Genomic DNA, 16,226 nt, shown 5'->3' with positions numbered 1-16,226 from the left:
CGAGTCCTTTTTGCGTGAAGAAAAAACAGTTTTATTCTTCTGAAAGAAGCGGGTTAATCTTGCAAACGGGCAATTTCTTCACCAAATTCGCGGATATCTTCAAAACTACGATATACCGAGGCAAAACGGATGTATGCGACTTTATCTAACTTTTTCAATGCATCCATCACCAGATTTCCCACCATCTTGGCAGTAACTTCCCGTTCACCAGTAGCCCGGAGTTGGGATTTGATATGACTAATGGCCATTTCAACGTCATCGGAACTGACGGGCCGTTTTTCCAACGCCTTTAGCATTCCACTACGCAGTTTATCTTCGTTGAAAGGTTCACGGACATCATTACTCTTGATTACCCGGGGCATCACCAGTTCGGCCACCTCAAAAGTCGTAAAACGTTCATTACATACCAGGCACTGTCGGCGGCGGCGGACCTGAGAACCTTCCCCAACCAAACGGGAATCAATAACTTTGGTATCAACAGCAGAACAAAATGGGCAATGCATAAGATTTCCCGACCATAACCATCAACATGGATATAGTTTACCCTGAATTCCCCGCGTGACCAAAATCCCGACACCAATCCGCGTGTGAAACACCCGCATTTGACCGAACTCGCGACAAACTGTAAAAAATTCATGTTAATTATACGAAAGAGTAACGGTTTAAGCTTTATTGAGGCTAGATCAGCTAAAGTAGCCCCGCGATGTGGTCGTCCTATGCGCCAGTTTAGTGAAAGCTGCCGATAGCGATTAGACCCACCTGTAATATCGCAGACCTACCCTATCGTCTGCGCATGTTCAATAACCGGAGAACCCCTAATGGGACCAGACCCTAATCCTCACCCGAAAAACAGAGTCATCCACCGGTAAGCCAGCTTTTTTGCTGCCTTGCCGGTAAACAGGCAAGGCAGTGACGTCTTCGTTCGTCCCTGCTGAAAACAATGAACTGCACGCTGGTGTATCGCCGCCACGTGTTGTTTTTAGTCGTGGTATCTCCGATACCGCGGCAGGGAGATTTTTATGTTGTTTATTCGTCTCACACGGCAGCTGTTGGCACAGCTCAGCCGCCATTTACCACGCCGCCTGTTCCAGCGCGATCCGCTGCCAGATGGGCACCTGACTGCCACTCACGCGATGGCAGATACCATGGCCGAACGCTGTCTACGTCTTTCCAGACTAGGTGAAGTCGCGCTATATCAGGAATTTGCCAGTCATCCAGAAGGGCTACTGCCTGTCGAAGTGGTGCAGGCAAGAGAAACACACGGCGAAAACCGTATCCCCGGAGAGCAACCCGCGCCCTGGTGGATCCATCTGTGGCACTGCTACCGCAACCCGTTTAACCTGCTGCTAACACTGCTAGGGATGGTTTCCTACGCCACGGAAGATATTACCGCCGCGTTGGTGATTGCCCTGATGGTGTTAATCTCCACCCTGTTGCACTTCATTCAAGAGGCACGTTCAGGTAAAGCGGCTGACGCCCTGAAAGCGATGGTCAGCAACAAAGTGACGGTACTACGCAGCGATGCGCAGACCGGCTATAGCGACTATCAGGATATTCCACTGGTTCAGTTGGTCCCCGGTGATATCGTCAAACTCGCGGCCGGGGATATGATCCCGGCGGACTTGCGGGTACTGCAAGCACGCGATCTGTTTATCAGTCAGGCTTCGCTGACGGGTGAATCCATCCCAGTCGAGAAAGTGGCTCAGTCCCGGCAACGGAACAGTGTAGCTGCACTGGAATGCGATACGCTCTGTTTTATGGGCACCAATGTGGTGAGTGGTACCGCGTTGGCTATCGTGATCGGCTCTGGGGCCAATACCTGGTTTGGCCAGCTAGCTAGCCGCATAGTTCATCAACCCGGAGAAGAAAATGCCTTCCAGCGGGGTATCAGCCGGGTCAGTTGGCTATTGATCCGTTTCATGCTGGTGATGACGCCGGTAGTGTTGGTGATCAACGGCTATACCAAAGGTGACTGGTGGGAAGCAGCCTTGTTTTCACTCTCTGTTGCCGTAGGCCTGACACCAGAAATGCTGCCGATGATCGTCACCTCGACGCTAGCCAAAGGCGCAGTGAAACTGTCGCATCAAAAGGTGATCGTCAAACGCCTGGATGCAATCCAGAACTTTGGCGCCATGGATATTTTATGCACGGATAAAACCGGCACGCTGACACAGGACAAAATTGTACTGGAGTGCCATACCGATGCGTTTGGCCGCGCCAGTCAGCAGGTACTGCATCGTGCCTGGCTCAACAGCGCCTACCAGACCGGATTACGAAATCTGCTGGACCAGGCGGTACTAGACGTTATGCCACCCGATCAACAGCATTCTACCCTGTCTCGCTGGCGGAAAGTGGATGAAATACCGTTCGACTTTGAACGTCGTCGTATGTCGGTAGTGGTGAGTGAGAACCACAGTGGACATTTGCTGATCTGCAAAGGGGCACTAGAAGAGATGCTCAGCGCCTGCTCACAGGTACGGCGGGGCGAACAGTTGCTGACATTAGATGATCAATTGCTGACACAAATCCGCCAGTTGACTGATGATCTCAACCGCCAGGGGCTGCGTGTGGTGGCTGTCGCCAGCAAAATGATGGCAGCTGACCGCCAGGATTATAGCCGTGTAGATGAATCCGATTTAATTCTGGAAGGCTACATCGCCTTTCTTGATCCGCCGAAAGAAAGCACCGCGCCGGCACTAAAAGCGCTGAAAGATAACGGTGTAACGGTCAAGATCCTTACCGGCGACAGCGAACTGGTAGCAGCCAAAATCTGTCGGGAAGTTGGTATTGAACTCGAAAGCAGTCTCATCGGCAGCGATATTGATGCGCTCACCGACAAACAATTGGCCACAAAAGCACTCACCACTACACTGTTTGCTCGTTTAACGCCGCTACACAAAGAACGGATTGTGAGGCTGCTACGGTCTGAAGGACATGTGGTGGGCTTCATGGGTGACGGTATCAATGATGCTCCAGCTCTACGTGCCGCAGACATCGGTATCTCCGTTGATTCAGCAGTGGATATCGCCCGTGAAGCCGCAGACATCATCCTGCTGGAAAAAAGCCTTATGGTGCTGGAACAAGGCGTGATTGAAGGACGTCGCACGTTTGCCAACATGCTGAAATATATCAAAATGACTGCCAGTTCTAATTTTGGCAATGTTTTCAGTGTGTTAATTGCCAGTGCTTTTTTACCGTTCCTGCCAATGTTGCCGTTGCATTTGCTGATTCAGAATCTGATGTACGATATTTCGCAGATTGCCATCCCGTTTGACAATGTGGATGAAGAGCAACTCCGACAGCCACAACGCTGGAACGCCAGAGATCTGGGGCGTTTCATGGTGTTCTTCGGTCCCATCAGTTCGATTTTTGATGTACTGACATTTGCGCTTATGTGGTGGGTTTTTCATGCCAATACACCGGAACTACAGACGCTGTTCCAGTCTGGCTGGTTTATTGAAGGCCTATTGTCGCAGACGCTGATTGTGCATATGATTCGTACCCGCCGGATTCCCTTTATCCAAAGTCGCCCGGCATGGCCACTGGCAATGATGACACTGTTGATCATAGGAACGGGTATTGGACTTACCTTCTCGCCATTGGCTGGCTTCTTGCAATTGCAGGCGCTGCCCCTCAGCTACTTCCCGTGGCTGATCGCGATTCTGGGTAGCTATATGTTGTTGACGCAGGCAATGAAAGGCTTCTTTGCCCGTCGCTATGGCTGGCAGTGATACCTCTGCTTCTATTCCTCCAATACAGCGGGCAGCGTCCCGCTGTATCTTTATTTTTCACTACAATTCAGCATTCTCCACCTATCTTTCCCTGAAAGTTGTCAGTCACTATAGAGGAGATTAAATCACCTCTACACTGATGATCATTAAATAGCTCATGTACACAGTCCAAGGGAGAAACACGACATGACCATCCGCTATCGCCTCATCTTCATGCTGTCGGCTATGGCATTGCTGGCAGGCTGCGCCCAGCCTCAAACAACCCATGTACAAAATGAACTCGGTCAGCTCAATCAGAAACTGCGAGATCTGTCCGATCGCGCCGCAGCACTGGAACAGCAAAATTCGCTGAATGCCAACTCAACCTCCGGGGCATATCTGTTGCCTGCGGCGAAGGACAGCGCACTCATTGATAGCAGCATCGGCAGACTGAGTCTGTCACTCAGCCAGATCGAGCCCGAGGCCAATGGCACTCGTGCATTGCTGGTGTTCCGCACGCTTAATGACACAGTTTTGCCCGCTTTTAGTGTCCAGATCAACTGGGGCCCGCTCGATCCAGTCAGCGGAAAACCGTTGGATATTGATATGCAAACCCTGTCACTGACAGTTCCACAACCCTTGATACCAAAACCAGAAGTCACCGTAGAAGTCAGGTTATCTGGCTTCTCCCCAGAACAACTCGGGTTTGTACGTATACACCATATTATTGCCGAACCATCAACTCATGGTGTTAATGAGTCCGCCGGGACGTCAGGACGGAATTAATATCCAGAACTAAAAAACCCGCCAATTGGCGGGTTTTTTAGTTCAACTGAAGGTCAATCTTTATTAAAAATCCGAAAAACCAACAGATTACGGCAGCAGTGACGGTTGGTCAGCCCCTTCTTTCTCTACTTTCTGCTGAAGCATATGTTCACGCTTCATACCGAGTTTCAGCGCCAGCGCAGAAGCTACGTAGATAGAAGAAACCGTACCAACTGATACCCCGATCAACATGGAAAGTGCAAAACCATTCAGCATCGCACCACCAAAGATATACAGCATCAGTACCACTACCAGCGTAGTGGCGGATGTCATAATCGTACGGCTCAAGGTCTGCGTCAGAGAGACATTCATGATTTCATACGATGTACCACGGCGAATTTTACGGAAATTTTCACGGATACGGTCAGAAACCACGATACTGTCATTCAGTGAGTAACCGATAACGGACATCAGCGATGCCACAATAGTCAGGTCAACCTCTATCTTGAACAGTGATAACACCCCTAACGTAATAATGACGTCATGAGCCAAGGCAATAACTGCCCCAAGGGCCAAACGCCATTCGAATCGGAAGCCCACATAAATCAGGATACAAATCAGTGCAGACAGCAATGCCATAGCACCGGCTTGCGCCAAATCACTACCCACGCTGGGGCCGACGAACTCAATCCGTTTTACTACTGCATTCTGCCCGATTTTCTGGTTAATCACGCTCAATACCTGATTACCCAACTCCTGTCCAGAATTGCCCACTGACGGTGCCATGCGCACCATAAGATCACGGCTGCTGCCGAAATTCTGAACCAGCGGATCAGCAAAACCCGCTTGTTTAAGCGCATTACGCATCACATCCAGATTGGCTGGTTTCTCAAGGTGAATTTCAATTACCGTACCACCGGTAAAATCTAACCCCCAGTTAAAACCACGAACACCTATCAGGACGAGAGCGATAACCACCAGTGTCCCTGAAATCAGGAAGGCAAGATTATCCCAGCGCATAAAGTCAATGACCTTACGCCCGTAGTTGAGTTGCTCAACAGTATATTCCTGTGCCACAACACACTCCTCAGATAGACAGCTTGTTTATGCGTTTACCGCCGTAAAGCAGGTTAACGATGGCACGAGTACCAACAATTGACGTGAACATAGAGGTAAGTACCCCGATGGTCGTCGTGATGGCAAACCCTTTTATGGAACCGGTACCGACGGCATACAGGATCACCGCAGTAATCAACGTGGTCACGTTCGCATCAATAATACTGGAGAATGCGCCTTTATAACCTTCATGGATCGCCTGCTGAACAGTACGGCCGTTCCTCAGCTCCTCCTTGATACGCTCGTTAATCAGTACGTTGGCATCAACGGCTACCGCCAGCGTTAGCACGATACCCGCGATACCTGGCATCGTAAGTGTTGCCCCTGGCAACAGCGACATCACGCCAATAATCAGCACCAGGTTAGCGATCAACGCAGTGGTCGCTATAACGCCGAACTTACGGTAGTAAACCACCATAAACAGAATAGATGCCACCAATCCCCATAGGCAGGCTTCCAGACCCTGTGTGATGTTCTGCATCCCTAGTGTCGGCCCGATGGTCCGCTCTTCAACAATCTGAATAGGTGCAATCAATGCACCAGCACGCAGCAGCAGTGACAGCTGACGCGCTTCATTTGGATTGCTGATACCTGTAATTCGGAAGCTATTCCCCAGACGAGACTGAATAGTCGCAACGTTAATCACTTCTTCATGTTTCACCAGGATGGCGCGACCTTTGGCATCTTTCTTACCACTGTCTTTATACTCTACAAACAGTGTTGCCATCAGCTTACCGATGCTGTTCTTGGTGAAGTTGGACATGATGTTTCCACCAGTGCTGTCCAATGAAATATTCACTTGCGGACGGTTATATTCGTCAGTGCTCGAAGTAGAGTCAGTAATGTGGTCACCGGTCAGAATCACGCGTTTGTATAGCACTACCGGAGAGCCATCCTGCATGTACTTCACTTCTGAGTCGCCTGGTATATGACCACTGGCCGCCGCCGCTGCGTCAACATTACTGTTTACCAGACGGAATTCCAGCGTTGCGGTAGCCCCAAGGATCTCCTTGGCTCGCGCGGTATCCTGAATCCCCGGCAATTCAACAACAATACGGTCTGACCCTTGACGCTGCACCAATGGTTCAGCCACACCCAGCTGGTTTACGCGGTTACGCAGAATGTTAATATTCTGCTGTACAGCATATTCGCGAGCTTCCCTCAAACGGGCATCACTCATCACGGCATGCAGTATGTCGTTACCTGAAGCATTGATAACCAGATCACGGTGACGTGGCGTCAGATAGTTAACAGCTTCATCGCGGGTCTGACTGTCGCGGAAACGAATCTCGACACCATAATTATCTGACTTACTAACTGAAGAATAAGGGATACCTTTATCACGAAGGTCGCTGCGCAGGGAATCCATGGTCTGCTCTTGCAGTTTACTTAGCGCGGTACCCATATCCACTTCCATCAGAAAGTGAACGCCGCCACGCAGATCGAGCCCTAGCTTCATGGGCTCGGCTCCCAGCATTCTCAACCACTGCGGTGTAGCCGGAGCCAGGTTAAGCGCCACTACAAATTTATCGCCCAGCGCGCTGAGCAGCGCTTCCCGGGCACGAAGCTGAATATCAGGATTAGAAAAGCGAGCCAGAATCGCACCATTTTCCAGTGCAATCGACTTACTGACGATGTTTTGTTCTTTTAATACTTTCTGGACCTGGACCAGCGTAGATTCACTGGCGGCGACACCTCGCGCGCCAGTAATCTGTACCGCCGGATCCTCACCATACAGGTTAGGAAGTGCATAAAGCAGACCGACAGCAAGAATCACGATCAGCATGATGTACTTCCACAAAGGATAACGGTTCAACACGGTAGTTCCCTTCGGGAAAGTCGAAAATTACAGGGCTTTCATAGTACCCTTCGGCAACACTGCCGCCACGAAATCACGTTTGATAATGACTTCATTATCATCATTCAAGGCAATCGAAACATAACCAGTATCGGACACTTTGGTTACACGGCCAACCAAGCCGCCGGTGGTCAATACTTCATCACCCTTGCTGATAGAATCCATCAGCTTTTTGTGTTCCTTGGTACGTTTTTGCTGGGGACGCAGGATCATGAAGTAAAAGATCAGACCGAAAACAGCCAGCATAATAACCAGAGAGTACGGGCTTCCCTGAGCCGGAGCACCAGCGGTTGCTGCTACAGCATCGGAAATGAAAAGACTCATTTAAGTTTCCTCTTTGTTATCAACACAAAAATGTTATCAATAAAACGATATTTAAAGGTGACCACCCTTATCATCTACAACATCCTGTTCAGCCAATGGCGGAACCGGCTTACCCATACGCTGATAAAACGCGGCCACAAAGTCCTCTAATCTACCCTTTTCAATGGCCTGACGTAAACCTGCCATTAGCCGCTGATAATAGCGCAAATTATGGATAGTATTGAGTCGTGCACCAAGTATTTCGTTACAACGATCAAGGTGATGCAAGTAGGCACGGCTATAATTGCGACACGTGTAGCAATCACAGTGTTCATCCAATGGTCCAGTGTCGTCCTTATACCTGGCATTACGGATTTTTACTATCCCATCGGTGACAAACAAATGACCATTACGGGCATTGCGCGTTGGCATTACGCAGTCAAACATATCAATGCCACGTCGCACCCCTTCAACCAAATCTTCCGGTTTTCCGACCCCCATAAGATAACGGGGTTTATCTGCCGGAATTTGCGGACAGACATGTTCCAGAATACGGTGCATGTCCGCTTTAGGTTCGCCAACAGCCAAGCCGCCCACAGCGTACCCATCAAAGCCAATGTCTACCAGTTCTTTTACCGAGACATCTCGTAAATCTTCGTAAACACTACCTTGAATAATTCCAAACAGCGCATTCTTGTTACCCAGTTCGTCAAAACGCTGACGACTGCGTTGCGCCCAGCGCAGCGACATTTCCATTGAGCGCTTGGCATAATCCCAGTCAGCAGGATACGGCGTACATTCGTCGAAAATCATCACAATGTCGGAGCCCAGATCATGCTGGATTTCCATGGATTTTTCCGGGCTCAGAAAAATGGCATCACCATTAATCGGGTTACGGAAATGGACACCCTCTTCCGTAATTTTACGGATATCTCCCAGGCTGAACACCTGGAAACCGCCGGAATCAGTAAGAATAGGCCCGTGCCACTGCATAAAATCGTGCAGATCACCATGCAGCTTCATGATTTCCTGCCCAGGACGCAGCCACAGATGAAAAGTATTACCTAACAGGATCTGCGCACCGGTTTCCTTGACTTCTTCCGGTGTCATTCCTTTAACCGTACCGTAAGTACCTACCGGCATAAATGCCGGTGTTTCCACTACACCGCGTTCAAATACCATGCGACCACGGCGAGCGCAACCATCGGTATTTAATAATTCATACTTCACTTAACCTCCAGCATCAGAGAAACAGTCTGATGTCATTGTTGATTGCTTATAAAACAGTCATACCCACAGAACCTGGTCTGTAGTACGTCATAAAGGGAGTTACCCGATTTTTTCCTGCTCAGCCTCAGCATTGCGCGTGATAAACATCGCATCTCCATAACTGAAAAAACGGTATTGCTCTGCCACTGCCTGCTGATAGGCGCTCATGGTATGGTGATACCCGGCGAAGGCTGAAACCAGCATGATCAACGTGGATTCAGGCAGGTGAAAGTTAGTCACCAGCGCATCGATCACCCGATAGTGGTAACCGGGATAGATAAAAATGCGGGTATCACCAAAAAAAGGGGAAATTAATCCATCCTGGCTGGCCTGCGCCGCACTTTCCAGCGAACGGACTGACGTGGTGCCAACAGCAACAACCCGATTGCCTCGCGACTTACAGGCCAATACCTCATCCACCACATTCTGTGGGACTTCAGCGTACTCCGCGTGCATGATGTGCTCTTCGATGGTTTCGACCCGTACAGGTTGGAAAGTACCCGCTCCGACATGCAAAGTGACAAACGCCATCTTCACACCCTTGGCACGCAGAGCAGCCAGCATCGGTTCATCGAAATGCAATCCAGCGGTAGGTGCAGCCACCGCACCTGGTCGCAGGCTGTAAACCGTCTGGTACAGCTCCCGATCGCTTTCTTCATCAGGGCGGTCAATATAAGGCGGCAATGGAATATGGCCAATATCATTGAGGATGGTCAGCACATCGCGCGCGTCATCAAAGCGAATCTCAAACAAGGCATCGTGACGGGCCAGCATCGTTGCCCGTACGCCCTCATCTTCACCAAGAATCAGCACCGCATCGGGTTTCGGCGACTTAGACGCACGAACATGTGCCAGTACACGGTGTTCATCCAGCACTCGCTCCACCAGCACTTCCAGTTTGCCACCGCTGGCTTTACGACCAAACAGGCGAGCCGGAATCACTCGGGTATTGTTGAAAACCAGCAGATCGCCAGCATCCAGTTTGTCCAATAGATCGGTAAACACGCCATGCGTTATCTTTCCTGTCGGCCCATCCAGTGACAGTAAACGACAACCACTGCGTTGTGGCTGTGGATAATGGGCAATAAGAGATTCAGGAAGTTCAAACGAAAAATCGGTAACACGCATGACAATTCACTTAGCTTTTCGACATAGTAAAAAAAGAGGCGGCCTAGTCTAGAGCCGAGAGAGGATGGCTGCAAGAAATAAGCAAGGAATACAGATAAATTGCACTATACTGGGCAGATGAATTTTCTCGCGCACCTCCATCTGGCCACACTGTCCAACAGTTCTCTGATCGGGAATCTGATGGCTGATTTTGTACGGGGTAATCCCCAGGACCATTATCCGTCTGACATTGTGGCAGGCATCCGATTGCATCGTCGCGTCGATGTCCTTACCGACAGTCTGCCTGAAGTACGGGAAGCCTGTCGCTGTTTTAGTGCGGACTATCGCCGAGTCGCCCCGATCACACTCGATGTTCTGTGGGATCATTTTCTGTCACGGCATTGGTCGACTCTGGAACCTACAACGTTGCTGGATAACTTTATTACTACGGCGCAATTGCAAATAGTTCCCCATTTGTCCCAAACGCCAGATCGCTTCCAGAACCTAAACCGTTATTTATGGCCGGAACGTTGGCTGGAGCGCTATGCCGAGCTCCCCTTCATTGCCGATGTACTGCATCGGATGTCAGTGCGTCGCCCGCGCCTAGCCGCACTTTCCGGATCTTTTAGCGATATTGAACGTCACTACCACCAATTTGAAACATTATTCTGGCAATTCTATCCTCGTATGATGCAGTTGGCGAAAACGGGTCAGCTTTAGATCTTAAGCTGGTCTGCTATAGTTTTGTCGATACTGCTTGCCCTTTTACGATACTGCTTGCCCTTTTAGACAAAGGGATTAATTTAAGTATCAGGGGTAAATACCAATTGATTCGATAGACAAAAGCTATCTCATTGATTGGTCACTTTACCTTTATTCACTAGTATGGAGTCCCTATACTTACTAACGTTTTCTACATCAATCCATCATTCACAATTATTTACAGGAGTAATTATGGTCCTGGTAACTCGTCCAGCCCCCGACTTCACTGCTGCAGCTGTTTTAGGAAGCGGAGAAATTGTTGAAAATTTCAACCTGAAAAAGCATATCAGTGGTAAACCTGCTGTGATCTTCTTCTGGCCGATGGATTTCACTTTCGTTTGCCCTTCCGAGCTGATCGCATTCGATCACCGCTATGAAGAGTTCCAGAAACGTGGTGTTGAAGTTGTTGGTGTTTCTTTCGATTCTGAATTCGTACATAACGCCTGGCGCAAAACGCCGATCGATAAAGGCGGTATCGGCGAAGTGAAATATGCAATGGTCGCAGATTCTAAACGTGAAATTCAGAAGGCATATGGTATTGAACATCCAGATGCTGGCGTGGCACTGCGCGGTTCTTTCCTGGTTGACAAAAATGGTATTGTCCGCCATCAGGTTGTTAACGATCTGCCGCTAGGCCGTAACATCGACGAAATGCTGCGCATGGTTGACGCATTGCAGTTCCACGAAGAGCATGGCGAAGTATGCCCGGCTCAATGGGAAAAAGGTAAAGCCGGTATGGGTGCCTCCCCTGATGGCGTAGCTAAATATCTGTCTGAAAACGCGGCCAAGCTGTAAGAAACCACTTCTCCCGGTTATTCGTTTTCATCAGTGTTAAAAAGCCAATTGCTAACGCAATTGGCTTTTTTCTTATCTTTAAGATTTATCTAACGGAAAATACCTGGCAACAGCAATGCCGTTATCAACAGGTAGCTGTTTCAAGTTTTTTGCGACGTTGATAAATGGCATAGCTTAGCAACAACATAACTATCCACAGCACCCCGACATACAGAGAAATTCGGGTATCAGGGAAATAACCAATCAAACCAATAATAAAAATCAGGAAAACCACCCCGACAACTGAGGTGACAGCGCCACCACGTAACGGGAAGGCCAGCGCTTTTGCTTCTTCACGGCTGAGTTTGCGACGAAAGGCGATTTGAGAACACAGGATCATAATCCACACCCATACTGTCGCAAATGTTGCCAGAGAGGCGATCACCAGAAAGACTTTTTCCGGCATGATGTAATTCAGGTACACCGCCACCAACAACGCCATGGTCATCACCACTACTGTCACCCAGGGAATGCCATGTCGTGAAAGTCGGGTAAAGATCCTGGGTGCTTGCCCTTGTTCCGCCATGCCGTGCAACATACGTCCGACACCAAAAACATCGCTGTTAATCGCGGAAAGCGAGGCAGTAATTACCACAAAATTCAGAATACCCGCTGCGGCGGTAATGCCCATATGCTGGAACGTCAGCACAAACGGGCTACCGTTAGTCCCTACCTGATTCCATGGATAGATGGACATAATCACGAATAGTGTACCGACATAAAATACCAGAATACGCCACGGCACTGAGTTGATGGCCCGGGGAATCGATTTACGAGGGTCTTGCGCTTCCCCAGCGGTAATACCGATAATTTCCACACCGCCATAGGCAAACATCACCATTTGTAGTGAAATAATCATTCCCATAACCCCATGGCTGAAAAAACCACCGTTGGACCACAGGTTATGAATACCGGTCGATTCACCACCATTGCCGATTCCCCAGACGATAATACCGACACCAGCGATAATCATGACAATAATGGTTGCCACTTTGAAAAAGGACAACCAGAACTCCAATTCACCAAACACCTTGACGTTCATCAGGTTAATCGCGCCGATGATCATCACCACGCTCAGCACCCATACCCAGTGCGGGACATCGGGAAACCAGACGCTCATGTAGATGCCAAAAGCGGTAACATCGGCAATCGCAACGATCAGCATCTCAAAACAATAGGTCCAACCGGTGATATACCCCGCCAACGGCCCAAGGTAATCCAGGGCGTAACGTGAAAAAGAACCGGCCTGGGGGTTATTGACCGACATCTCCCCCAAGGCGCGCATGATAATGTAGGCCACCACGCCCCCTATCAGATAAGCCAGCAACACGCTGGGTCCCGCCATCTGAATAGCGCTGGCTGAGCCATAGAACAAGCCGGTACCAATCGCCGAACCTAAAGCGATAAAACGGATGTGCCGCGCACTTAACCCACGCTTGAGCTTGGATTGTTGTTCCATAAATAAGCAACCCTGTTTTACAAACGAAAAAACCACAGGCGCTGCCTGTGGTACAAAATTCAAACAATCACGACTTAAAGATGCACCCTGACTTCTTGATGACCAGACACCCGGTCGTAAATAATCGCCACCAGCAACACCGCCATGGATGGCGGCAGCCAGGCCAACCCTTGTTCACTCAACGGCAAATGCAATATCCACGGTGGCAGCAACGGCTGGAAGGCGGACGATTTTATACCATCAACCATGCCAAATAACAGGCTAACCAACATCACCGGCGCGATAATGTGCGCACTGTTATTCCACCAGCGAAGCGTAAAACTCAGTAAAACCAGCACAATACAGGGTGGATAAATCGCCGTCAGCACCGGAATGGACATTTGAATCAAGTGGCTCAATCCCAGATTAGACACCACCATTGAAAACAGCCCCAGGGTGAAAACCAGTGTACGGTAGGAAAAAGGCAGATACTGGGAGAAAAACTCCGCACAAGCGCAAGTCAGCCCTACCGCGGTCACCATGCAGGCGGTAAAAATCAGCAATGCCAGAAAGCTACTGCCCATATTACCAAAGGTGTGCTGAACATAAGCATGCAGAATTTCAGCCCCATTCTGCGCTTCCGGCACCAAAACACCGCTGTTCGATCCCAACTGGAACAGACTCAAATAAACCAGTGTTAAACCAACACCCGCAATCAACCCCGCCAGCATGGTGTACCGGGTAAGCAGGGCAGCATCGACGACCCCTCGGGAACGGGCGGCGTTAACTATCACAATACCGAATACCATCGCCCCCAGCGTATCCATAGTGAGATAACCGTTAATAAACCCGCTGGAAAAAGGTACATGCTGATAGATATCAGTAGCCGGAATGGGAGCACCGACAGGCCATAATAGCGCCGCCGCACCCAATATCGTCAGAGCGATAATTTTTACCGGTGCCAGAATATGGCCGACAGTATCCAGCAAACGCCCCGGATACAGGGAAATCCCGATGACAATCGCAAAATAAATCAGGCTATATATCAATAGCGGTGTGGTGCCCTCACCCACCAACGGTGCAATACCTACTTCAAACGATACTGTTGCGGTACGAGGGGTTGCAAACAATGGCCCGACGGCCAGGTAGCATACCGTCGCCAGCACAACGCCTGCTTTCTTGCCAATCGGACTGCTCAAGGTATCGATACCACCGCCAACCCGTGCCAAGGCAATAATGGTTAGGACCGGTAGCCCAACGGCAGTGATCAAAAAACCGAGTGCGGCGATCCAGACATGTTCTCCCGCTTGTAAACCCACCATCGGGGGGAAAATGATATTCCCCGCGCCGACAAACAGGGCAAAGGTCATAAAACCCAATGCCATGATATCTTTGGACGTTAAACGATGACTCATAGTTATGTCGTGTTGCCTGTATAAACTCGCTAAAAAAGAAAAAAACCGGGTAGAAAAATCAGCGACACCAGATTTTCATTCGGGCAATGTGCAGAATTATTGAAATAATTGATTGGCGTATATATCCGTCATCTTTCAGGTTGCAGATGCATTGGCTGCGCTCAGTTATCTGGCTGCCATCTTCCTGCATCTTGCAATTTATTGGATATAGCCACAATGGGGGCTAAGTAAAGCGTTTATAGCGAAAAAATACAATACTTGATCTAAAAAGCAGAATATTAAACTAAATTTAATTATCAAGATGGCATATTGAGTTAATTTAGGACAATCGACCAATACATGATTTGTGCATCATAAGAATATTTAGTGCAATAAAATCCCATTAAATACTTAAATTGTACAAAATAAAACCATAATAAAAACTTATAGAAATAAAAAACGCCGGCGAAATATGCCAGCGTTATAACAAACATAAACGGGTACTGAATCACCACACACGCTGGGCGATATCGACCACGAGTTTCAGCTTGTTCCACTGAGCGTCTTCGCTCAGGCTGTTGCCCTCTTCCGTTGACGCGAAGCCACACTGCGGACTCAGACAAAGCTGTTTTATGTCGACATATTTTGCCGCTTCAGCAATACGACTTTCTACATCCTGTACATTTTCCAATTCGCCATTTTTAGTCGTGATAAGCCCCAGTACAACTTGTTGGTGTCCCGGCTTGATATAGCGCAACGGCTCAAATCCCCCTGCACGCTCCGAGTCATACTCCAGAAAGAAAGCATCGACATTCACTTCACCAAACAGGGTTTTGGCCACCGGTTCATAGCCCCCTTCGGAAATCCAGGTCGAACGGAAATTCCCCCGGCAAACATGCAGTCCGATAATCAGATCGTCTGGTTTGCCAATCAACGCTTTATTCAGCACATCCGCATAAATACGGCACAGTTGTTGTGGATCTTCACCACGTTCACGGATTTGGCGCTTCTGATCGTCAGAACACAGATAAGCCCATACCGTGTCATCCAGTTGCAAATAACGGCAACCTGCATCATAAAACGCTTTAATGGCATCACGCCAAGTCTGTGCCAAATCGTCAAAGTAGGTGCCCAGATCGGGGTAAATGGTGCTATCAATAGCCTTACGACCGCCACGAAAATGCATCACGCTTGGACTGGGTATGGTCATCTTCGCCACCGCATCGCCCGCAATAGCGTTCAGATAACGGAAGTCTGCCAGCATGGGATGTTGTGGGTTGAAACTCACTTTACCGGTTACTTTTATGCCACGGGACTTGGTCTGAATACCGTTGAACTGAATGCCTTGCTCGGCTTCATAACGCTCAACACCGTTCAACCCTTCAAAAAAATCAAAATGCCACCAGGCACGACGAAATTCACCATCAGTCACCACCTGCAATCCGGTGTTCCGCTGCAACTCAACCGCACGCAGAATTTCCTGATCTTCTATGGTCCGCAATTGAGCGGCGTCAATCTCACCTGCCTGAAACTGCTCACGAGCCTGTTTAATTGCTGCGGGACGCAACAAACTACCGACAACGTCGGCACGAAACGGAGGAAGTGTTTGTGTCATGTTTTGCTCCTGACAGCCTGTTGACAGCGCGATTACTGCCACAGAGTTATAGTTT

13 protein-coding genes are annotated in these 16,226 nt (G+C 49.2%); 4 read left to right on the top strand and 9 right to left on the bottom strand.

Annotation, left to right across the window (positions count from 1 at the left end):
• Nucleotides 1-53: 53 nt before the first annotated feature.
• Nucleotides 54-503 (bottom strand): transcriptional regulator NrdR, encoded by a 450-nt coding sequence (gene nrdR, locus PCO85_06390; GenBank protein ID WJV55046.1) that lies wholly within the window; start codon nt 501-503, stop codon nt 54-56.
• Nucleotides 504-1,022: 519 nt separating this feature from the next.
• Between nrdR and mgtA the strand changes: the two genes are divergently transcribed.
• The gene (gene mgtA, locus PCO85_06385; GenBank protein WJV56012.1) at nt 1,023-3,731 is read left to right on the top strand and encodes a magnesium-translocating P-type ATPase; all 2,709 of its coding nucleotides are present in this window, start codon (nt 1,023-1,025) and stop codon (nt 3,729-3,731) included.
• Between the two features lie 186 nt (nt 3,732-3,917).
• Entirely contained in the window at nt 3,918-4,496 is a 579-nt protein-coding gene (locus tag PCO85_06380; GenBank protein ID WJV55045.1) for a DUF3251 domain-containing protein, read from the top strand.
• An 87-nt stretch (nt 4,497-4,583) separates the two neighbouring features.
• Here PCO85_06380 and secF read toward each other — a convergent pair whose 3' ends face one another.
• The 5 genes from secF to queA all read right to left on the bottom strand — a co-directional run bounded on the left by secF (nt 4,584) and on the right by queA (nt 10,149).
• Complete coding sequence (secF, locus tag PCO85_06375) at nt 4,584-5,552, bottom strand: protein translocase subunit SecF (GenBank protein ID WJV55044.1); 969 nt, start codon at nt 5,550-5,552, stop codon at nt 4,584-4,586.
• A 10-nt stretch (nt 5,553-5,562) separates the two neighbouring features.
• Nucleotides 5,563-7,410 (bottom strand): protein translocase subunit SecD, encoded by a 1,848-nt coding sequence (secD, locus tag PCO85_06370; GenBank protein ID WJV55043.1) that lies wholly within the window; start codon nt 7,408-7,410, stop codon nt 5,563-5,565.
• Between the two features lie 27 nt (nt 7,411-7,437).
• Entirely contained in the window at nt 7,438-7,773 is a 336-nt protein-coding gene (yajC, locus tag PCO85_06365) for a preprotein translocase subunit YajC (protein WJV55042.1), read from the bottom strand.
• Between the two features lie 51 nt (nt 7,774-7,824).
• Nucleotides 7,825-8,982, bottom strand: coding sequence for a tRNA guanosine(34) transglycosylase Tgt (tgt, locus tag PCO85_06360; protein WJV55041.1), 1,158 nt, complete (start codon nt 8,980-8,982; stop codon nt 7,825-7,827).
• Nucleotides 8,983-9,081: 99 nt separating this feature from the next.
• Nucleotides 9,082-10,149 (bottom strand): tRNA preQ1(34) S-adenosylmethionine ribosyltransferase-isomerase QueA, encoded by a 1,068-nt coding sequence (queA, locus tag PCO85_06355; protein ID WJV55040.1) that lies wholly within the window; start codon nt 10,147-10,149, stop codon nt 9,082-9,084.
• A 117-nt stretch (nt 10,150-10,266) separates the two neighbouring features.
• Between queA and PCO85_06350 the strand changes: the two genes are divergently transcribed.
• Nucleotides 10,267-10,848: an ACP phosphodiesterase gene (locus tag PCO85_06350; protein WJV55039.1), complete on the top strand. Its 582-nt coding sequence runs from the start codon at nt 10,267-10,269 to the stop codon at nt 10,846-10,848.
• A 234-nt stretch (nt 10,849-11,082) separates the two neighbouring features.
• Nucleotides 11,083-11,685 (top strand): peroxiredoxin C, encoded by a 603-nt coding sequence (locus tag PCO85_06345; GenBank protein ID WJV55038.1) that lies wholly within the window; start codon nt 11,083-11,085, stop codon nt 11,683-11,685.
• A gap of 124 nt (nt 11,686-11,809) precedes the next feature.
• On the opposite strand, the gene proY is transcribed toward PCO85_06345, so the two are convergent.
• The 3 genes from proY to PCO85_06330 form a co-directional block, all read right to left on the bottom strand.
• Nucleotides 11,810-13,183 carry a proline-specific permease ProY gene (proY, locus tag PCO85_06340; GenBank protein ID WJV55037.1) on the bottom strand — a complete coding sequence of 458 codons (1,374 nt, stop codon included), beginning with the start codon at nt 13,181-13,183 and terminating at the stop codon, nt 11,810-11,812.
• 74 nt (nt 13,184-13,257) lie between these two features.
• Nucleotides 13,258-14,577: a branched-chain amino acid transport system II carrier protein gene (gene brnQ / locus PCO85_06335; protein WJV55036.1), complete on the bottom strand. Its 1,320-nt coding sequence runs from the start codon at nt 14,575-14,577 to the stop codon at nt 13,258-13,260.
• Between the two features lie 487 nt (nt 14,578-15,064).
• Nucleotides 15,065-16,171 carry a cobalamin-independent methionine synthase II family protein gene (locus PCO85_06330; protein WJV55035.1) on the bottom strand — a complete coding sequence of 369 codons (1,107 nt, stop codon included), beginning with the start codon at nt 16,169-16,171 and terminating at the stop codon, nt 15,065-15,067.
• Between the last annotated feature and the right edge of the window lie 55 nt (nt 16,172-16,226).

The sequence above is a fragment of the Prodigiosinella aquatilis genome, from assembly GCA_030388725.1.
Taxonomy (GTDB): Bacteria; Pseudomonadota; Gammaproteobacteria; order Enterobacterales; family Enterobacteriaceae; genus Prodigiosinella; species Prodigiosinella aquatilis.
Note: the sequence above shows the minus strand (reverse complement) of the source record. Positions and strands in the feature narration are given on the sequence as shown.